The sequence below is a fragment of the Pseudobutyrivibrio sp. LB2011 genome (assembly GCF_000701765.1).
Classification (GTDB): domain Bacteria; phylum Bacillota; class Clostridia; order Lachnospirales; family Lachnospiraceae; genus Pseudobutyrivibrio; species Pseudobutyrivibrio ruminis.
Genome location: NZ_JNJS01000007.1, coordinates 147,944 through 168,468, shown reverse-complemented (window position 1 = coordinate 168,468; position 20,525 = coordinate 147,944). Strand labels below are relative to the sequence as shown.

General features: G+C 35.1%; 19 protein-coding genes and 1 tRNA gene. All 20 read right to left on the bottom strand.

What is annotated here, in order from left to right; genetic code table 11:
- Positions 1-15: 15 nt before the first annotated feature.
- Complete coding sequence (locus T375_RS09635; protein WP_044937782.1) at positions 16-918, bottom strand: hypothetical protein; 903 nt, start codon at positions 916-918, stop codon at positions 16-18.
- Between the two features lie 21 nt (positions 919-939).
- Positions 940-1,737 (bottom strand): GIY-YIG nuclease family protein, encoded by a 798-nt coding sequence (locus T375_RS13295; RefSeq protein WP_049960387.1) that lies wholly within the window; start codon positions 1,735-1,737, stop codon positions 940-942.
- 76 nt (positions 1,738-1,813) lie between these two features.
- Complete coding sequence (locus tag T375_RS09625; RefSeq protein ID WP_049960386.1) at positions 1,814-2,209, bottom strand: hypothetical protein; 396 nt, start codon at positions 2,207-2,209, stop codon at positions 1,814-1,816.
- Between the two features lie 51 nt (positions 2,210-2,260).
- Entirely contained in the window at positions 2,261-3,211 is a 951-nt protein-coding gene (locus tag T375_RS09620) for an ADP-ribosylglycohydrolase family protein (protein ID WP_044937780.1), read from the bottom strand.
- 11 nt (positions 3,212-3,222) lie between these two features.
- Entirely contained in the window at positions 3,223-3,801 is a 579-nt protein-coding gene (locus tag T375_RS09615; protein WP_044937778.1) for an SEL1-like repeat protein, read from the bottom strand.
- 3 nt (positions 3,802-3,804) lie between these two features.
- On the bottom strand, positions 3,805-5,070 hold the full coding sequence (locus T375_RS09610; protein ID WP_044937776.1) for a hypothetical protein: 1,266 nt from the start codon (positions 5,068-5,070) through the stop codon (positions 3,805-3,807).
- A 97-nt stretch (positions 5,071-5,167) separates the two neighbouring features.
- Positions 5,168-5,380 (bottom strand): hypothetical protein, encoded by a 213-nt coding sequence (locus tag T375_RS13455; protein ID WP_044937954.1) that lies wholly within the window; start codon positions 5,378-5,380, stop codon positions 5,168-5,170.
- 45 nt (positions 5,381-5,425) lie between these two features.
- Positions 5,426-5,498: transfer RNA gene (locus T375_RS09600), tRNA-Pro, on the bottom strand.
- A gap of 340 nt (positions 5,499-5,838) precedes the next feature.
- The gene (locus tag T375_RS09595) at positions 5,839-7,185 is read right to left on the bottom strand and encodes a DUF2201 family putative metallopeptidase (RefSeq protein WP_044937773.1); all 1,347 of its coding nucleotides are present in this window, start codon (positions 7,183-7,185) and stop codon (positions 5,839-5,841) included.
- Positions 7,179-8,255, bottom strand: a complete 1,077-nt coding sequence (locus T375_RS13290; RefSeq protein ID WP_049960385.1) for an ATP-binding protein — start codon at positions 8,253-8,255, stop codon at positions 7,179-7,181. The genes T375_RS09595 and T375_RS13290 overlap by 7 nt, the downstream gene beginning before the upstream one ends.
- 409 nt (positions 8,256-8,664) lie before the next feature.
- Positions 8,665-10,143 (bottom strand): DUF2828 family protein, encoded by a 1,479-nt coding sequence (locus T375_RS09585; protein ID WP_044937771.1) that lies wholly within the window; start codon positions 10,141-10,143, stop codon positions 8,665-8,667.
- Positions 10,144-10,584: 441 nt separating this feature from the next.
- Positions 10,585-11,565, bottom strand: coding sequence for a macro domain-containing protein (locus T375_RS09580; RefSeq protein WP_044937770.1), 981 nt, complete (start codon positions 11,563-11,565; stop codon positions 10,585-10,587).
- Between the two features lie 75 nt (positions 11,566-11,640).
- The gene (locus T375_RS09575) at positions 11,641-13,113 is read right to left on the bottom strand and encodes a hypothetical protein (protein WP_044937768.1); all 1,473 of its coding nucleotides are present in this window, start codon (positions 13,111-13,113) and stop codon (positions 11,641-11,643) included.
- Positions 13,114-13,125: 12 nt separating this feature from the next.
- Positions 13,126-15,333, bottom strand: a complete 2,208-nt coding sequence (locus T375_RS09570) for a hypothetical protein (protein WP_044937766.1) — start codon at positions 15,331-15,333, stop codon at positions 13,126-13,128.
- 420 nt (positions 15,334-15,753) lie between these two features.
- A complete protein-coding gene (locus T375_RS09565) occupies positions 15,754-16,521 on the bottom strand; it encodes a hypothetical protein (RefSeq protein WP_044937764.1) in 768 nt (255 codons plus the stop codon).
- 145 nt (positions 16,522-16,666) lie between these two features.
- A complete protein-coding gene (locus T375_RS09560) occupies positions 16,667-17,554 on the bottom strand; it encodes an LURP-one-related/scramblase family protein (protein WP_044937762.1) in 888 nt (295 codons plus the stop codon).
- 101 nt (positions 17,555-17,655) lie between these two features.
- The gene (locus T375_RS09555; protein WP_044937761.1) at positions 17,656-18,423 is read right to left on the bottom strand and encodes a hypothetical protein; all 768 of its coding nucleotides are present in this window, start codon (positions 18,421-18,423) and stop codon (positions 17,656-17,658) included.
- Between the two features lie 320 nt (positions 18,424-18,743).
- Positions 18,744-19,526 carry a nuclease-related domain-containing protein gene (locus T375_RS09550; RefSeq protein ID WP_049960384.1) on the bottom strand — a complete coding sequence of 261 codons (783 nt, stop codon included), beginning with the start codon at positions 19,524-19,526 and terminating at the stop codon, positions 18,744-18,746.
- Between the two features lie 38 nt (positions 19,527-19,564).
- Complete coding sequence (locus T375_RS09545) at positions 19,565-19,771, bottom strand: hypothetical protein (protein ID WP_044937759.1); 207 nt, start codon at positions 19,769-19,771, stop codon at positions 19,565-19,567.
- An 88-nt stretch (positions 19,772-19,859) separates the two neighbouring features.
- The gene (locus tag T375_RS13835; protein ID WP_305809635.1) at positions 19,860-20,516 is read right to left on the bottom strand and encodes an aldehyde dehydrogenase family protein; all 657 of its coding nucleotides are present in this window, start codon (positions 20,514-20,516) and stop codon (positions 19,860-19,862) included.
- Between the last annotated feature and the right edge of the window lie 9 nt (positions 20,517-20,525).

Here is a 20,525-nt window from a genome sequence, read left to right as displayed (position 1 = left end):
AGTATTCTTTTCACTTTACAAAAAGAATAAATTGTTTTCCATCCGTCCACTTGGAACATACTCATAGTTCTTGCATATCTTATCAGCGTATGAAGTAGTTATCGGTAGCCTGAGTTTATTTGTAGACCCAACATGCAATTGAGTCAAATATAGCACCTGTTGAATTGCATCAAGCATACTAATATTTCCGCAATTCTTTTCAATAATCAAAGGATTTGGTGAACCCTTTTTATTTTTTAATATCGTGGTAACAAGATATGCCATATTTTCGTTATATAAACATGCACCAGCCATTAGATTCATATCACATAGTAGATGCTGATTACCATCCTCATCCGTATATACGAAGAATGCGACCTTCTCATGCAGATGATATCCAAAATCCTGATTAGGCTCATTTAAAAGTTTTCCGCTAATGACTTTATCTCCAAGTTCTTCAATACGTACCCAGACTCGTTCTGGCTGCAAGCCTTCTTTCAAGAGCACAACCTGAACATCATCTATGCATTCTTCATGTCTAAAAGAATCAAGAAAATCAAATCTACGGCTCTTGGAAACATTCTCATTTTCTGCATAGGTTTCCAAGCTAGAAATCTTGTCCTTGAAAAGCTCCATATATTCATCGTAAACATCTTCATAAAAAAAACACTCACACTCTTTTACCGCATCAGCTCTTAGCTTATACGTGATATCATTTGGCAAATCAAAAAACTTAAAACTGCCTTCATCTTCTTGCTGTGCTATCGAAAGAATCTCAAAGGTAAATCCTGTCTCGTAGTTAACATAACCATAGACAAGAACACCATCAAACACTTCGTCTACATCCAAATCAGCCAGAATATCCATTATGTTGTCATTGTTAAGCAATATACTAAAGTTCTTATAAAATGGCTTAAAACCTAATTCTGAATAATTCATTTATAGTCCCCCATTTTTTAACTAATTTGAATTTAATCCAAACTCTCGAGTTAAAAACCTTTGTTTATAGTAATTCTCAGTAGCTATAACATCATCCACTGGTGTTTTCTTTGGAAGAATTCTTAATAAAAAGTATTTGAACTGTTTAAAGTATTCTTCTCCATTAGCCTCATATAATTTTATGAGCTCTTCATTTCCTCCATGGCAAGTATTAGCATAGCTTGACCATCTAGAAAAAATAGCATCTTCGCCATAAGCACTTCCGATATACTGCTTACCAGTGTTTCCATCTATAATCATATATACGCCTTTTACTGTAGATAATGGTTTGTAATAATCAGCGTACTTATTAGCAACAACTTCTCTAAGCTCATCAAAGGTCAATTCAACTGACTCATAGTCTATGAATGGAGCAACAGTTCTTTCACTCTCTGGTGCATAGATGTTTTCAACTTCAAAATCCTTTAAATTGCTGGAGTAAAAAGAAAAACGAGTCTTTTTGTATAGTACCAATCTTTTAGAATAATCGTCTAACTTGAGCGGTACTCTTATGTACGAATAAGTATCTGTTGCTTCATCGTACCCTGTAAGCCTGATAGCAAAACGATATATGTTTCTATATCCATCTATACCTGAACCAATTAGATAGAGAGTGTTATAATCAGCACCTCTAATATGTTTAGGCGGGATTATTAAATCATTGTCACCGATATAATCTTTCTCGATATCCTTTCCATACCACCAGTACTGAATTCGTTTTATATCTGGATTTGTCTCAGATATATTCTCAATATCTATTAGATTCTGTAGTGTAATCATTTAATGCCTCCCAATATTTATTACCCATATAATTAATAATTTTAGCATAAATCCGAGCAGTATACTTCAATCTGGCTTATACTTCTGATTGCTTCCAAAACATATTTCCGTCCTTGATTTGATAGTCATCAGTTTTACACCTATTAAGAATTATAGTCTCCTCGATTGGTTCTCCCATGGTCCAATAATAGTGGCCATCAAATTCAAAATATATATGTTGTTTACCTGCAAACTTGCAAGTAAACCCGTAGTCTCTAATGAATTCTACAAACCAAACAAAGTCCTCTTTTCCTTCTTCATCTAGCTTATCTTTTACGTAATATTCATGAGGTGCAAAATCTGCATATGTTTTAGCAAAGGTCCAAGAATACTTTGAAACAAACTCTTGAATCCTATCAATATCATCTTTAAGTAAAATCTCTAACATCTCTTTTGAAAAATATTCTTTTGGTTCAACATATTTCAGCTCCATTCCAAGACCTCCCAATTGTTTTTACCGCTTTGTAAGTAGAATATCTACAACCTAAACCAGTTCTTTAATCCAATCTATTCTTGGTATCACAGCCAGCCATTCTTCTGGAATATCATCCATTCCATAATAAGCTCCAGCCAATCCACCAGCGACAGCACCTACAGTATCTGTATCATCTCCAAGATTAACTGCCTTTAAGACACATTCAGCATAAGAATCCGCATTTACGAAACACCATATTGCTGCTTCTAAAGTATCAACAACATAGCCGCTACTCTTAATTGCCTCCTCTGAAAGCTTCTTAAATGAATCAAAATCCCAGATTCTATTGTATGATTTCATTTCTCCTCGGATCAGTCCATCTGATTCCTTAAATGTTAAATACTGCTTCGTCCAAGCTATACTTTGCTTTACAATATCATCCTTATCACCAGCAACTGCTAAAATATCAGCAACTAACTTACTATAAATAAAACAAGCTAGCTTGCTGCGTGGATGAGCATGAGTAAGTGATGACATATCATAAACATATTGCACGTCGGATACATTCTCTCCAGCTAAAGCTTCCCTATGATGCAAAGCTGTAGGCATGGCTCTCATTAATGAACCGTTACCGTTATCCCACTCAGTGATTCCTCCACTTAATAATGGTTCGGCCCCCTTACCATATCTAATCAAAGCTCTCGCAGTAGCCACACCATTATCAAAGTTCTCACCATAAGGCGTGTACTCACCATACATAAGCCAATTTGTAAATTTATCCATAAGCTTACTGTAATCAGGTTCCCCATCACCAGCTTCCTTATACCATTCCAATGTAGCTATGGTCATGCTAGAATCATCAGACCATGTACCTGCAGGTTGATTATGTGTGCCATAGGCACGCATGCTTGTTACAGGGTCTTCTCGTCTTTCTTCTCGACTAGTAAACTCTACTGGCACACCAAGAGCATCACCAATTACAACACCCATTATTGCTGAATGATTATTTCCTTTAGACATATGAATACCTCCTACACTAGCTCCGCCAACTCTTTCTTAGCTAACAAAGCATAATCATCTACATCAGCATACTCTCCAGCAACTTCTATTGCCTTTGACAAGAAAAAGCTAGCATCATCTTCATTTATGTCAACTCGCTGGCCATACTTAAACATCTGCCCGATTCTACATAAGGATAAAGCATTAGGTACATTTGAGTACTCAATTGACAGCCAGAAGAATATCCATGCCATTTCATAATCAGGCTCCCCCGCGATTCCCTTATAATAGGTCTCACCAATCATATCAAAGCCAAATGTATCGCCCATCATTGCGCCTCTAAGATAACATTTCAACGCCGACTTCAAATCTTCCTCATTCTTAAGGTTTTCAATTATATAATCACCTTTTTTAATCCAGCCTACACTTGAAGATTCATCAACAAGCCTATCTATAAATGTCGCCTTAAGCATTCTAATCATTTCTGTGTCATTTGAATCAGCTGTAAGCAGCGTCAAATAATTGAGCATCTCCTTTGTTGCATCAATATCACCTTCAGCTGCTAACTTAAACACATTATAAAATTCTTTGTAATCGTCGAAATAAATCATTTGCTACCTCCTCAAACTCTCCATATACTCTAAAATCTCATCTCTAGAATCCATTGTCTTCACAGCCTTAATCATTTTATCGATTGTCTTATTATATTGCTGCTGTGTAACAAAATTATTTTTATAATAATTGTATTTTGATGTTCTGTTACGTTGTGCTCGTCTAAGCCTACGTTTCACTTTAACAACAGCCATGCCAACAAAGCCCCATCTATTAACTAAGGCTTTGTTTTTCCTCTTACATTTCACGGCTTCAATATGTTTCTCATATGAATACTCATGTATATATTCAAAAATAACCATAAGTGATTCGCTTCTAACATTTTGATCATGATAACCGTCTGTAAGGCTTCTGCCAGACTCTACCAACTTATAGTTATTATGAAATAATGTATAAACATCTCCATATTTACGAATAACCCAAGAGTCTTCCTTCGCAAACACCTTAAGTGTTCTCTGATCAAGCATTTCAAACAAGAATCCATATTCTTCAACCAGCTTTTCGAGTTGCTTATCGGTTAATGCATTAGGTGTGAAGAAATGATTATCAATCGCTCTAACTTGATTTGGATTAATGGAAGTCGCTTTTCTCATTAACAATCTTCTTTGACATTTATCACATGCACACAAATTCTCAGGTTTCTGACTAGATGCCCTAAGATCCTTCGCATCGATAAACTTTACGGCAAAGCAATCTCTATCATGGTACCTATTTCCCTGTACAGCATAAAAGTAAAGATTCTCATTATTAGATAGTAGTTCATCCCTCGCGCTTAACATTTTTTGCTCTTGCTGACTCAATTCCATCATCGAATATACAACCCTATCATTTTTAATAGAGACTGTACTTCCCTGTCGATATAGTCCAGAAAGATCCACTAAATCCTCTGGTCTACTTATGTGGCAATCAATCGATTGTTCCTTTTGCTGCTGAATGCTTTTATTAATACTCGCCTTAAGATATCTCCAAGTCGAATCAAAAGAATCAATTGGCATGTATACTATATTATCTCTAGTGTTTACCGAAACAATTGTTAGCTTTACATGTCCCATCCCTTTAGAATTAATAAACACCAAATATCTATTAGAAATGTATCTTCGTATATGCGAATAATCACTAAACTTCTTTACCGATCGAGGAATAACCATGATGGTATAGTCTAGCAAATCTTCTGGCCACAACACTTCAAATATATCTGGTCTCTCCTGAACCAACGCTTCCACTTTTGAAGCATATAAAACTTTCTCACTCATCGCTTGCATAACCATTAACTCCTCCAAATCTTTTTCTGATTTTATAATAAAAAATGAGATGTACTTTAAAAAGCACACCTCACAAACGTTGATTTTATGCAGTTTTCAGCCATTATAGTTCCTTAAAAATCTCATTATCCTTATCAAAGAATACCCCGTCGCCTTCGTTGATATCCTTGGCCAGCAGCTCTGCGTCTGCCATCTCCATATCAATCTCCTGTCCAGCCTCGTCACGTAATCTAAGCACTACCTGCAACTGAACACCCTCAGGGCGCTCTTCGCAACCAAAGTCTGCCTCCTGAATTTTCTTTACAATGTACTTCAAGCCAATGTCCCTTCTTTCTAACTTATTTTCCCCATTATTTTTTAGTCGGAGTGACATGATTTGAACACGCAGCCCCTACATCCCGAATGTAGTGCTCTACCATCTGAGCCACACCCCGAAAAACATCTCTCATAATTCTATCATAACCAGTATGAGAATACTTAAATAAAAAAAGAGTAATGAGAATACCACAGAGTACATTGTCCTGCACTGTGCTTTTACTCATTACTCTATAGAGTAGGCTCCTACGACCAAAAGGCTCCAATTGCCCGTGGTGGTTCAGGAAAATGCGTACGTGGGGAACCAAGCTCTGTATCCCCCTGCGGGGCCACGCCTTGCATTTTCATTTGAATAATCTATTTACTGAGCTACAATTGCCTTTCATTAGATTATACTTTAGCCTTCTCTTTTTATATCACATTAATTATTTAATATGGTCGCCTCAGAAGCGACATTAATCACTTTATCATTACATTCTTTCCCCATGGCGCAACTTCATCACCTGTTAAAAGCCAAAGTACTGGTATACCTCTAGCTATTGACTCCTTTGGATATAAACCTTCGCCATCAGTAATGATTACTATGCTAGTAGGTATAGATTCATATCTGTTTTCAAAAATATAATTAAAGATACACTCGTAATTAGTTCCCCCTCCTCCATAAGGTTTTAGTTTTGTAATATCATCAACAACACTAAACTTTTTAGATCGATAAACTGTCGTATCGAAAAATGCCACTTCACCTTCTAAAATACCATCAAATTGCTCTACGGCCTGACATATTTCATCATAAGCCATTCCCATTATTTCATCCGAAATCGAACCAGATGTATCAACCATAAAAAGTATATTTCTAACAGCCTCTCGATTAACATTATATTCAGGTAAGAAAAAATCATTTTGTACCCTTCGATCTGGTGGAGTAAATGAATAGTCAAAAACCTCTTCTTGGATAAAAGCATCAAGCAAAATCTTCCAATCAAGATTCTCAGCTCGCATTCTAGTCCATTTTCTATCCATAGAATCGTCCTCAATCATAAGCTGCATTTCTTTTAAACTTTGACGTAAATTGTTAATTGCTGTTGTCGCTTTTGAACTATTGCGTCTTCTAACAAATATCTTTTGTTCCTCTACTTTAATCGCTACTTTTACATCAGCGCCTTTCTTCTTTTTGGAGAATTCCTCTTTAGTAAAATTAAAATCACCACCAAATGTTGGACCATCATATCTTAAATCATCTGGATCATTATCTAATGGACTTAATATTAAAGTACAGTTAGTTATATCAATAGATTTTTTGTCCCAATATGTATCAGAATCAATCATGAATTGCCGCCTTTTACCAGGAGACATTGTTGACGGGTCAAATGGGACGCATTTAATAGCTTCTATAGAAGAAATATCATACCCTTTTACCGTAGGAATAAACGTTTCATACCGTATTTTGCCAATGTTTGAAAGTTTCTCATAATTCCACCCCATCTGATTTAAGTGTCCATTAGCAACTATATCCGCAGCCAAATGATATCTATCGCCCCAATAATAAGACGGCCTGAATATATGCCCTAATTGAATGTGCATCAGTTGATGGCACATAATAAAATCTAATTCTTTAGGCCCTAGTTTTTCTAACCAATCAGGGTTAAAGATAATACAATCACCATTTGTCGAAATACGCCAAATATCCTTTGTCGCAAAATAAGACATGCTATACATTCCAATAGCAAAATCATCATACATATGATTCAATCTATATCTACATTCTTGTAATTGACGCTTTAATCTACGAACTCTACGTTCTAGCATTTTAATCCATCCCTCACTGCAGTTTGAAAGACACTATTATCTTTTACAATTTCTCTTAATTCGGGAATTCTATAGTAATCCTGTAGTAATCTTCCTCTAAATGACCAAGGCATTTTACATGAATAATCGATTGAATTATCCACCAAATCCTTTTCTGGACATTTTCTTGCATAATCAACCATCATTGACTTCAATGCAATTTGTAATTCTTTTTCTTTTGGCAAATCCCCAATTCCTTCGCGAAAGATTTGTTCAATCAATGGGATTCCTGTAAATATCTCTGTCCACGTTCTAAAATTATTAGCAGAGTTTTCACCTATACATCCAACAATCAATGGAAATACTTGATTTATGTCTTCGCAAACATATCTCAAAATATTACTAACCATTTCCCACGATCTTGGCGTTGCAAAAGCAATCTCATCATTTTCAAATCCAGATAAGGCTGTACTGTTATATTCAATATATCCTGCAACATATGGATGAATTGCATTTTTAACAGCCCAATCATGCCACGCATTGATATCTTCTTTTATTTCCAAATGGCACAATCTATTGGCTAGTGCCTTAGGCATATTATAGGCAACTGATCTGTCTGTAACTCTATTTCCAGCTGCTATAACAATACAATTTTCTGGGAGTTTATGTTCACCAATAGTTCTATCAAGAGTAATTTGATAAGCCGCAGCTTGAACTGACGTAGGCGCAGCAGTTATTTCATCTAAAAATAAGATATTCACTACCTCATCGGAAGTATCCATTTGAAATATCTGTGGCTTTAACCATACCGCCAATGTTTTATCTTCATTAGCCGTTGGAATTCCTCTTAAATCAACAGGATTAAATAACAACAATCTTACATCTGTTATCCTTACTTCCTTTTCAGTCTTTCGTTCTATCTCTCTAGCAATTTCTCTTACACCTTGTGATTTACCAACTCCAGGTGGTCCCCATAGCATCACTGATGGAAATTCTTTAAATGGAATTCTTCCAAAGATTAATGATGTATATACATTGGAAAGCATCTTCACCATCTCGTTTACATTTATTGTTCTTAATCCGTTATTCAAATCGTTTCCTCCTAATCTCACTCTTGTGAATTTGATTTGATAATTCATGTATGATAATCATAAATCCAAAGCTGTACTATAAAACTCTCTAAATAAAAAGAGTTGACCGCGCCACGTTGGCCTCTGTCACCAATAGGTAATGGGCCTGGCAGCATTGCCAACTCTTTTTGACGATAGCGAAGCGCAAGCTTCCCCAACTTTCACATTGGCTCTATCATCATTATGTTCCCCTCAAGTGCCGATGCATTAAGCCCCTGGTGCTACGCCCAAAACGAACTTGAGTCCGAACTCAAATTGTATTAGATGCACCTTCAGTTTGTGATAACTGCAAGTCTCCTTTTAGTCTTACATTATCAACAGTGACTGAAGTACATACTTCTCAATACTTTGCTGTACGCATCTATACATACTAAGCCACAATAGCTTGGTATCTTTCTGAATTTACAATTTCAAGCATAAAATCATATGGATCAACACTATCACACATAACCTGTTCGAAAAGTCTTGCATTACATCCACTAACAAGTGTTACTCCTTGTTCATTCATAGTGACTGGTAACTGTTGTTTTCTACTTGCGACATTCCAAAATACAATTTTGGGAAGCTCATAACCAGCATTTTTATATTTCAATTTAGCACTTTCAAATATAGGTAAATCCGCGTTTTCTACACCTTCATTAAACTCCATATCTGAAACTATAAAAATTCTACTTGGCAAATCCTCTGCAGGTACTTTATTGTTTGTAGCTGTATCTAGTATTAAATCAAACACAGCCTCCATATTGGTATCAGCAACCTCGTTGTATGTAGCAATAAATTTAAGTCTTTCTTGTAAAGTACTACCCTTAATTTCAATCAACTGCGGTGTCGTAGAAAATAAAATGAAATGATTTCTAAACTCTCCTTTTGTTCGCTCTGCAAAATACAATCCAAGCGAAGTTGCAACAGTCATAGGAAGAGGATTTCCAGGTGAGTTCCAAAGCATAGAACCTGATGTATCAATAACTACAAGCGCATTTGTATCATCAGTATAATCAGGCAAAGCATTCCATGTTGTATTTAGAGAAAAAGCTTCTTCATCTGACACAGGTTGAAACCATCTATTATATCCATAAAATGGTGCTACTATTTCATATGGCATCAAAGTACTAGTATTCATTTTCTTTTCACCAGAATTGACCTTATTTAGATAGTCACCATACCTTTCACTATCGTGAGAAAAGAATGCATTACGATATTTAAGTGCAGCTTTACTTGGCACTTTCTCATAATCAAATGTATAGTCCTCTTCGCGCAAGAAGTTCTCAACAATTTCAATTCGCTTTCTAAGCATAGAAAGAATTTTACGATAATCCTTTTCATGCATACCAAATTTTTTAGCTAATCTTCTTCCTAAACGCACCTTCTCTGAATTGCTTGTATTAATAGATGGCAACCACTTTGCACAAAGGGATATTGGCTCATCATTATGAGCTTTTTCCAAATCAGATAACAATTGATTTTTCAAGTATTTAACTGCTGCTGCCTCACATGGTGTATCCATCATTTCAAGAAGATCATCAAATCTTCCGTAGTTTGCAATCCATTCGATATTCTTTTTTACTGACTCTGGGTGATTCACACAAAGATATTTTAAAATTACTCTGAAGAATTTTCTTTCACCGAGGCCACCTCTAATATCACGTGCATAGAATAAAATCTTCATCGCAATGTCTGGGTTCTCAGCATAAGCTCTAATAAATCTATCAATGATTTCTTGCTCCTTCGCGCCTCTTAATGCTCCACAGGTTGCAAATAGATCAAGACAATTACTCATTGATGATGAATATGTCACTGCGCCATTCTCAGTAAAAGTTTTGTTAGATTCTTTTTTTAATTCCTTTAACATAATCTGTTCCTCCTTTTTTAGCTAGATAATCTAGACGCCTCTCAGCCACGATTATTTCGTAGCTTCCCAGTGCTTCTCTTCGAAGTTTGGTAGGAGATAACTAATTGCTGTTCGCGTCTTATCTGCTCCAAGATGCAGCCTGGGTATAAGCCAGGTGATTCTCAAAGGAATCCAATGGTATATCCAATCTCTTGTTAAATTGCTGTTAGCATCTTTCTGAGTTTCAGATTAAATTATCTAGATACATTGATAATCGCTACCGGGCGCTAATCCGGCTACCTTCCTGGCCCTGAACCAGGTGCTCAGCTAATTGAGCCAAACGTAAATCATCTGTTCTTATGTTTGCTGTATGTATCTACGTTAAATCAAGTTCCCTTGATTCATTTACATAATACTTCGTGCATAAAGAAAAAAGGTCGCCCCAAAGGCGACCTCAATAAATTAATTTGAAAGTGGATCCAATCCATAATCAAATAATACAATATCAATTTTTAAAACATTGTAATCCTCATGCTCAATGAAATACTTTACAACCTGATCAGTTTGAGAAATTGGAGAAAAAGCATATCCCGCAAACTTTAGTAATTCCTCTGCTTCTTTAAAATTCAGTTTCAATCCAACAGCTATTGCTAAAACTTTTTCCTTAGAAGGTTTAATTTGATCATTAAGCAATTTAGAAAAATACTGCTTTCTAATATTAGCGGCAGCATAAACCTCGGAATTCTTTAAGCCTTTCTTTGCTATCAGTTCACGCAAACGACTGGCAAAAGTTTCTTTGTAGATATCCTGAATAACATTATCAAGAGAATCATTTAAATCAACTTTAATTGACTTTCGTGAATCTGGGGTATCAGCCTCTCTTTCCCAACCGTACTCGTCCTCATTTCTAGCTTGAACGTATTCATTATCTATAAAGCTTTGTACTGCTTCTCCTAGCTCTCCAGAAATCTTTAGCGTATCTTCTTCAAAGACAACTAAAATGATTTCCATCTCGTGTTCTTCAAAAAATCTAGTAAAGGCATCTACTGCAATTTCCATTCCTAGCTTTCTAGGAAATCCATAATTACCTGTGGATAATAACGGAAAAGCAATTGATTCACAACCATACTTATATGCAAGTAATAAGGCATTATCATAGCAGTTTTTTAACAGCTCTATTTCACTCTCTGTACCACCATTCCACCATGTCCCTACAGCATGAATTACATATTTAGCATTGAGATTAAAGGCTGGTGATATAGCAGCTTCTCCTCTTTCAATTTCCCCAATCTTTTCTCTGGCCGCAAATAACTCATCTCTACCTGCCGCATTATATATGGCAGTATCCACTCCTGAACCAATTCTGACATGAGGACTAGCTGTATTAACTATTGCATCTGCTTTTACTTTTGTAATATCGTTTCTGATTATTCTAAATGACATAATATTCGCCTCATATCGCTTATTTTATTAAATGATATCTCTATAATCTTGTCCTCTTAGTATATAGCATTCCTTTTACTCTAATGAAAAAACATCTTTTCGCCTCATTGCATTGGAAAACTCATCAAATGTAACATGTTGTAATGATATTCCTGCCTGATTTGCAAACTTAACAATCGCATTTAAAGCTTCATCATAATTCTCGCCCGTTTCCAAATTATAATTAAATGTCTCAAGGAATTCCTTCATCATCTGTTTTTGATTCAAATCTATCTGCTCAATTTCAGATTTAATTTTTATTTCATATTCCTCTATTTGTTTTTTACTTTCAATTAGGATAGCATTAAGTCTATCGTTTTCTTCCGCTTGTAGATTTGCATTTTTTATTATTTCCCTAGTTGCTGTGAATACATAGCTTGCAGTTGTGTATACAGCAAAAGGTACAAGTGGATTAACAGCCCTTCCCATTACTTCCTTTACTGCTCTTGAAAAGAAAATAGTAATAGTAGATTTAGCTGTTGTATCCACTATTTTTTCTTTTAATTCTTTTTCATTTATTTCACCCTTAGCATATGCCAATAAAGCAACACCGCCATCAATCATCCCTCCAGCCATAACCGTCGAGGCTGTTGCATCGCTTAACAAAGCACTTCCAGCTTTGATACCTTTATATCTAATTGAAGTACTAAGCACACCTGTGGCGGCACCTCTAGCCGCACCCTTTACAGCATCAGAACTAACAGCCCCTATAGCTTCCCCTAATGATTTCTCATCTTTAAAAACTGCAGCCATATTACTAATGCCTGAAACTACCCCCGTCATTACAAATGAAGCTTTTGCCATATTTGTAGCATTAGCCTTCATTTCTGCTCGTACAGCTTTTTTCTCAAATTGCATTGCAAATTTTTCTGGTGAATCATAGGCCCTCTTAACTTCTTTTAACGTTGTTCCACCAGAACTGACATTTTCATGGTTTAATTCGTCTGTTAGATTATCATATGTATCCTTATATTGTCTTTGATGTAAATTTCCATCTATTTCAGAGCGATTCTTTGCTATTTCCTTAGACTTCTCTAATAAAGTTGTTTCTTTACCAGTTGCTTTATCAATGTAGTGCTCCTCTTTACGAATCAACCTCTGCATTCCTGTATATTTTTCTTTGCTTTGCATAAAAACTGAATCGGCAGCAGCATTTTTTGAATCACTAAATTTAGCCTGAACTTCTCTTACTACATTTCCGTTATCGCGAATAAGTATATCAGCGGCAGCATGAGGATCTTCAATGTCGGTGACAAATGCATTTAAATTTGAACCTTTACTAGCCGCATCTACATTAAATTTGGCTGCTTCTATATATTCGAACAAATTTCCTTTAGCAAAAGTAAAATCTTTATTCTGGACTGTGGGACTAAAAGCTTCAGCTCTAAAATTTTTCATACCTTCAACAGCTGAATTTGTGGCATTTTGCATGTTCTGAGACATAAATCCACCAGTCAAAATACCAGCTTCTTTTGCTGCATCACTAGCAGTCTTTTTAAACACTGACATTAATCACACCACCTATCCTAATATCTCAACTAAAATAACAATCAATAGTGCAAATGCAATCCTAATACATCTCCAGAAAAATAGTCTATTATTAGAAAAATCTTTAAACTTATAGAATATTGGCCACGATACAATAGCACCTGCTATCCCTATTAGCCATAGCATTTTGCCTACTAAAAGCTGATAAAATGTAAAAATAATACATGCAACAGAAATAATGAATCCTAAATACAACATTACGTCGGCATTATTCTTCCATAAAAGATTAACTACTGTTATATCATCGGCATTATTGTTTTTTAATGTATCTTTCTTTATTTTTCTGTACTCCCTACAAGCTGTATCAGCAACAATAGAGGTGTCATCCATATCTCCACCATTTTGTTCAGCAAGCATGCATGACGCTAAAATTGTATACTGCATTTTGGCAATCTCAAATGACATCTCAAAAACATTTTTCTCTTCATTTTTAAGCAACGAATACTCTATCATACTTGTTGTATTATATTTTTTTTCAATAGCTTCTATCTCGTTTAGGAATCTAGCCTGTACTTTATTAAGTCTACTAATTGAGGAAATAATCTTTTTACATTTTTTCGTAGTAGCATCAAATTCACCAATAGCTTTATTTATCTTGGCCTCAAGACTCTTCACTTCTTGATTTATTTCAATCGCCTGCGCCAGATTTTCTCTTCCAGTAATTCCTTGAACCATTTCCCCTACAGCAGAAATATATCCTTCGGTAACAGTTCCGAATGTCATATTCTCTGCCAGTGTTTTATCTAGCTCTCCTGTAAACCATAGAGACATATCGTGTCTATGTACTTCTTGCATAGGATTTTCATTATTTTTAATTTGTGCTAATTCTCCTAAAAAGTCTTCACCTCCAAATAAAGCTACTTCAACAAAACCTGTCGAATTCAAAGTGTCTAATCCTTCAAGTTCCATATGATTAATATACGATAAAACATTTTCGCAGCTTTCAAATATAAACTCGATTGGTATATCAGTAACTGAATATGGGTAGCAACTGTTAACACTTATATTTTCAAAATGAGTTAATGCATCCATAAATGGAGCAAAAGTTTCTTTCCAAAGATAGACTCTTTTTCGTCCTATTGTTTCCAATTTCTTTGTGGTTTTTTGTTTCTTTTTATAAAACTTATTAGAGACTTTATCAAATAATTTCTTTGCTTCTTCGAGCAAATTTTTAATCTTCTTTTGCTCCTCTTCTAACTCATTTGATTGGTTTGAAATCTGAGACAAATCTAGTTTAGCCTTTTGTAAGAGTTGTCTTGACTTTGGATCTAACTCACCATCCTTATTTAAAAGAGGCACCGATAAAATATTGTAATATAATTGAGCCAATAGCCACGACAAATGTAGTGTTTTTTGCTCCACTTCAGAAAGTTCATCAAACTCTATTTTCCCATCACTTCCTCTTTGATGCTTAGAAGCAATACTATTCATCTTTGATATGTATGTAGAAAATAATACTGATAGTTCTGAAATAAACTCTATATAGTTATTTGAAACAGATTCTATTCCTTGCATACACGAACTGGCGATATTCATCTTAGATACAGCTAACTCTGCTTCTGCATGAACTTTTTTTGCCTCTGCTAATTTAGCCTTACCTTGAGCGCCCGCAATCATGCCACCAGCTATTGCAATTGCGCCAATAACAACACCTCCTAGAACAACAGTACCTCCAGCTATTCCCATTCCTCCTGATGCAAGTGAGCCTCCCCCAAACCATGCTAGTGTTGCATTCTTTTTTGCAATTCCATTTAATGTTGATATCGCTGTTCCTGTAGAGGCATGGGCAAGCATAGCAACACCGCCATATGTTGCAACTCCAACCAAAGCTCCTGTTCCTACTGCTAGTGTTCCAGCCTTTATTATCTCACTAGCGTTGTAAGTAGCATTTTGCATATTTACAACAAGTTCATTAGGCTTCTCATTTTTTCCAATAAAATCATAGTTATCATCATTTTTGCAGACCATCTGAACATTATTAAACGCGCCGAATGAATCTAGAAATATAGTCATGTCCTTCGAATAAGCATTTACTTTTTTTCTACCTAATGTTTCTAGGCTTTTGGTCGTGCTTTTCTTTTGGCTATCGAATTTAGTTTTAGCATTATCATAAATAAGTTGAGCATCATCTAATAATTCCTTTATTTCTTCTGAATGTGTTATCCCCTCAAATATCCCCATTTAACCACATCTCCTAATTGTAATTTATTAATATAATAACACACGAGTGAAATCGAAGGTTATATTTATAAGCGAAATAACAATGAATTAATTCATAAGCAAATAACAATCCTCCGCGGGCCGCGATAATGAATTTTTTATAGAGAAGAACTTTTTCTAACGCTAGTGCTATTACTATATCTGCAAATCCATTTTCTACCTTATAAAGGAACTCTGCCTGCACATCCACATCTGGCGAATACTCAAACAGCTGCTCTCTATATTCATTCTCGATGGCTGCATGCTTTATTCTAATTCAAGATTTTTTATTTTTCGAAAAAAGAAAAGACTAGTAATTGAGGGCTCTCCCAAATCACTAGCCTATGTAAAATTCTATTATTTTCAAATTGACTTTTTGCAATAATAATATGAAAAATACAATTATAATCTCCCCTTATGATAATACCACAACAAATGATCAAATCCGTTTCTACTAATTTCAACGCCGGAAGCTTTCCTGATTGTATCAACAGCCTCTCGATACTCTTTATAATCATCTAAATCATATTTCTTTTCTATATTGTAATACCCTAAGTACCAAGGTAAAACCGTTTTAAGAATATTGTCATAAATCGAATAATTATCTTGGTACTCAGTATTTTCATAAACATAAAAACACGCGTAATGACAAAACTTGCTAGCAAAAGAAGGGTTTTTTCTAGCATTTTTCTCTGCCGATGTTTTATCTGCTATAATCCGTATTAACTTCATATCCTCATAATCGGGATTTTTAAGACATTTCAGCAATTCATCACGATTAAAATCTATTATTCGGGCTGCTATCTCTTTCCTGCCACATCCATCCGAATTTAAGTGAGTACTGTTCTCCCTATCCACTGCCTCAACAGCACCAATAATAATCTCATCATATGAATATGATACTTCTTTTATATTCCCTAAGAGCACATTCTTTAATTGTGTCATCCAGAATGCTGAGGAACCACCATACTTAATTTCATTTTTACGGTTATATTCTGGTCTTGCAGTTTTATTTGTTGAATGGATATATGCCGAATCATTAAGAATCATAGCTTCCACAATCGCCACATTGTCTCTCGTCAATTTGGCTAGTTTTTTTTCATGAAATGAAACTTCTTCAATCATTTTTTTCTTTGCTTCTTCGAGCTCTAAACTTATTGTGTTTGTCATAGTTATTTACCACCTCAAAAGTAACCACATATATAAAATACTGCTTTCTGATGATAGTTAAAATAATAGACCAGTATTGGCTTTATATCTCCAACGTCCCATGAATCGCTGGCTTATGTATATTTTGACTATACAAAAGAATTTGCTATTTATTTGAATGAGAAGATGCCACCATTGCAGAAAACAACTGCAACGCAATATCATCTTCTAATTCTGGTGAAATATCAAGTACATAAAGATTTCTTATCTGTAACGAATTAACACCATTAATTGAAAGTACTTGTTCTTTATTCTGATTAAATACTTTAAACCTACTATTTACTACATTCCGTGTAGCAGACCACTTTTGTCCAAAAATCTTGATATTATATTGTTTATCTAACTTAATACCTTTAAATGCTGTTTTAATCTCACCAATCGTCCTCCCATTTTTTTCCATAGAATAACTATGTGGATCGTTTTCATGAACAATTGGAGCTCTCATTGCTAAGAGTTTCTCATTTACAGAGGCTATTTCATTCTCATCAGAATCCAGTATTCCAATATGATAACACTTTGCTACAGTGCTTTCTTTACCTTTTGAGCTATAAAGCTTTTCACCAGAATTATTATAGAAATCGTATACTATTCCTTTTATATGCCACGATTCTAGAAGTAATCCTGTCTTCATTGTTCCGCCTTTATATCCATATGCAACTAACTTCTTATTCTGTGGATTCTCATCTAAAAGTTTATTGATATCTCTATTACCAAGTAGATTACTAATATAATTATGTGGAAGAGCCTTTGCTTGTTCTACAATTGATTTTCTTCCAAAATCTTCTATTTTTCTTTCAACCGACTCAAGCCTTTCTTCGATTCCATTTATCTTGTAATCTATCTTTTCTTCATCAATATTACTTATCTTCTCATCTATTTTTGAGACGCCCTTTTTTAGACCTTCTTTAACTTTAGGAACATGATCGAGGCCATCTTCTACTTTATAAATAACAAACCCCGTAACTTCTGCAAATAATTCACCTTTTAAACTCATACTTTTCTCCTCAAGAGACTGTAATTTCCGTCCCATTTATAAACTCATTTAATTCTCGACCTAAATAGTCAATGCTGTTATCCAAAAACGCAATTCTTAATTCAAAATAAAAAAATCCCACGTCTAGCTAAAAGTTCTTTATCTTTATCTCTAATTAGAGGGGATATGATTTTTCTATAGGTCTCAAACGTATCTAGCACCTTAGTCATATTATAATCAAGCCAAGCAGAATTCATTAGTTTCTTCAAATCTAAAGTAATATCATCATTAAATCTTGAAAATAATTCATCTTCATTAATGTCTATATAATCAATCGAGTAGCTTTTACATATCGAGACAAAGCCAAGATAATTAAATAACATACCAATAATAGTTCTGGCAGTTTCCATATTTGTAGGAACGCTCATCTTATTTATATATTCAATAAATAGAGATTTTCTATCCTTAATATAATCAGTTACAGTATTAAAATCAGCACATTTATTATTCATGGAAAAATGAAAACTATCTAAATTAATCGAATTTGCTCCTACAAGGTCCAATAATTGAATTTGTGCCGCATGATATTCTGAATAACCATGTAATAAAAAATTACTACGGCGATTTTTTCCTTCATAATATTCATCATCTAGAATATGTGTGAATTCATGAAACATCGTACTTCTACTCAACTCAATATTATCAGGGATTATTAAGACCTGCTCCATTCCATCAAAATCGTAATACGCCTGAGCTTTAACAATAGTTTTTTGAGAATCACGATGGATTTTTTCAATTCGATACTCAGGAAATGAATCAATTTCCATAAACTTACAATACTCTTGTTCAAAATCATAGATTCTTTTCTCTAATGTTGTCTCATTATTCATAGAATTCACCTCTTCTCAACGTAAACTATTATATCGCAATTACGAATTGAAGAGGTGTGTTTTTTTAATATTAGGGCCTATGAATAACCCGTTAAATATCTCCTAGCAAGCTATTCTTTACAAAAAATATATCCATGATATTATTTTAATTACAACTACAAGTTTTTTGGAGGTAGAAGAATTCGTCCACGTCTACACGCCGATGGTTTGACAGGAGGTAACTCCAAGAGATGCGGGAACTATTGGACGCCCGCCCAAAATCCTTGTTGCTTGTTATAAATAATCACGCCCAAGAGGTTTCTCTTGGGCGTTTTTCATGTCTAATTGTTCCTTATATATTTACACTTCGGATAATTAAAACATCCGTAAAATTGATTGCCTGCATAGATCCCTTTTTTAGCTTGTCTTAATACCAACGTTCCTCCACAACGTGGACACTTTTCCCCTTGTTGTTTTTCATATATCTTTTGAACATGAGCTCTTTTCGCTTCAGTAGTAGCACCCGTCAATGGCAAAAGCCTATTGTAGTACCTTTCTACTTCTTCCCTAGTATATCTTGTAGGTGTTGCATCCCATATATTCTTTATTAATTTCTTAAGATTGTTCTCATAACAAACATAAACATTATCCGCATTTACATTCTTTAATTCACAGTTGCTGCCAAATACAATAATCGATATCGCAGATATATCTCCTAAATAATGTTTTAAAGCTTTAATATGAGAATTGTTCTGCCAAACAGGATTATAAAACTTATACTTATTAACCTTACTACGGCCAAACCAAGAACTTCCACCATAAAGTGTACTGGTCCACTCGTTCCTTCGATCATCGCCAAAAATATATCCGCTATAATTTTTACTCTCAATGACAAAGAATCCCTTGCATGTTATATATAGCAAATCTATTTCCGAAGTAGAGCCATCTTCTCTAGGAACATAAATATTCTTTAGGCAATAGCCCTCGTATCCCCAAAAATTTATGCTATAAAGGTCCTTTGCGATTTCCTTTTCACCTTTTTTACCAATGGCTTCAGGGGTGCTATTTATTGCGCTAAGAACAGATATTAAAATAAAAACTACAATGAAAATTAATACTCCCATATATATTTCTCCATGCTTTCTAAACGCAAAAAGACCACCTATTGGTAGTCTTTAATACTCAGAATCATCTCCTGCGCAATTTCCCTAGCTTTCTTTGGAAGCATTCGTTCCTTATATGCCAGATATTCTTCCACATCAGTGGTTTCAATCTTGCCCTCTCTCAGCGCTGCTCGCAGCGACATATATAATCCGAAGTATTCATTTGCAGCTTCTTGATCATCTTTAACTGGTACCATAGCATCCATAGCTCACCCCTCCATGGATGTATAATAGCACCAGCCTGTGATTAAAGCGTTAAATGTTTCATCCTCCAATCAAAATCATATTTCTTAATTATCTTTCAAATAGCTCTAGCAATCTCATCTTGCCCTCAGCCCCCTTTGAATAAGGATGCTCTCGCAGTGATAAGTTGCCTTTTGTTTTTCCGTATAAAACGGTGGATGAATGAGTGAACTCTCTAAATCCAGCATGGCCGTGGTACGCTCCCATTCCCGAATGGCCCACGCCATTAAATGGCACCCCCTTTACCATCAAGTGAACACACACTTCGTTTAGACATCCACCGCCATATTGCATGGTCGCAAACATGCGCTTAGCCCATCTTTTATTTCGTGTGAAAATGTATAGTGAAAGTCCATGCTCTCTTCTTGAGATTTCTTCAATCAACTCATCAATCTTGTCATCCTCGTATGGGACGATTGGAAGCAGTGGATTGAATAATTCGTGATTAACAATCTTTTCGTTGGTGGTCACTGGGTAGATGATGGTTGGCTCAAATTTTTGGGTCTCGCGATTACCCTTTCCACCAAAAAGAATTCTATCTTCATATTCTTTTGCTTCTGCTACGCATTTATCATAAGCTCCTACTGTAATCAGCTTTGGATACTCTGGATTTGTTAAAGGGTCATTCCCCAAGCTTTTATTAAAGGCTGCTTTCAGCTCTTTTATAAAATCATCAGCAATTTCTTTTGCAACGGCAACCTGATTGATGTTGATGCA

Bases quoted from the DNA above. Each gene is read 5' to 3' on its own strand.
- T375_RS09635 (WP_044937782.1), bottom strand. From the start codon at position 918: ATGAATTATTCAGAATTAGGTTTTAAGCCATTTTATAAGAACTTTAGT.
- T375_RS13295 (WP_049960387.1), bottom strand. From the start codon at position 1,737: ATGATTACACTACAGAATCTAATAGATATTGAGAATATATCTGAGACA.
- T375_RS09625 (WP_049960386.1), bottom strand. From the start codon at position 2,209: ATGGAGCTGAAATATGTTGAACCAAAAGAATATTTTTCAAAAGAGATG.
- T375_RS09620 (WP_044937780.1), bottom strand. From the start codon at position 3,211: ATGTCTAAAGGAAATAATCATTCAGCAATAATGGGTGTTGTAATTGGT.
- T375_RS09615 (WP_044937778.1), bottom strand. From the start codon at position 3,801: ATGATTTATTTCGACGATTACAAAGAATTTTATAATGTGTTTAAGTTA.
- T375_RS09610 (WP_044937776.1), bottom strand. From the start codon at position 5,070: ATGGTTATGCAAGCGATGAGTGAGAAAGTTTTATATGCTTCAAAAGTG.
- T375_RS09595 (WP_044937773.1), bottom strand. From the start codon at position 7,185: ATGCTAGAACGTAGAGTTCGTAGATTAAAGCGTCAATTACAAGAATGT.
- T375_RS09585 (WP_044937771.1), bottom strand. From the start codon at position 10,143: ATGTTAAAGGAATTAAAAAAAGAATCTAACAAAACTTTTACTGAGAAT.
- T375_RS09580 (WP_044937770.1), bottom strand. From the start codon at position 11,565: ATGTCATTTAGAATAATCAGAAACGATATTACAAAAGTAAAAGCAGAT.
- T375_RS09575 (WP_044937768.1), bottom strand. From the start codon at position 13,113: ATGTCAGTGTTTAAAAAGACTGCTAGTGATGCAGCAAAAGAAGCTGGT.
- T375_RS09570 (WP_044937766.1), bottom strand. From the start codon at position 15,333: ATGGGGATATTTGAGGGGATAACACATTCAGAAGAAATAAAGGAATTA.
- T375_RS09565 (WP_044937764.1), bottom strand. From the start codon at position 16,521: ATGACAAACACAATAAGTTTAGAGCTCGAAGAAGCAAAGAAAAAAATG.
- T375_RS09560 (WP_044937762.1), bottom strand. From the start codon at position 17,554: ATGAGTTTAAAAGGTGAATTATTTGCAGAAGTTACGGGGTTTGTTATT.
- T375_RS09555 (WP_044937761.1), bottom strand. From the start codon at position 18,423: ATGAATAATGAGACAACATTAGAGAAAAGAATCTATGATTTTGAACAA.
- T375_RS09550 (WP_049960384.1), bottom strand. From the start codon at position 19,526: ATGGGAGTATTAATTTTCATTGTAGTTTTTATTTTAATATCTGTTCTT.
- T375_RS09545 (WP_044937759.1), bottom strand. From the start codon at position 19,771: ATGGATGCTATGGTACCAGTTAAAGATGATCAAGAAGCTGCAAATGAA.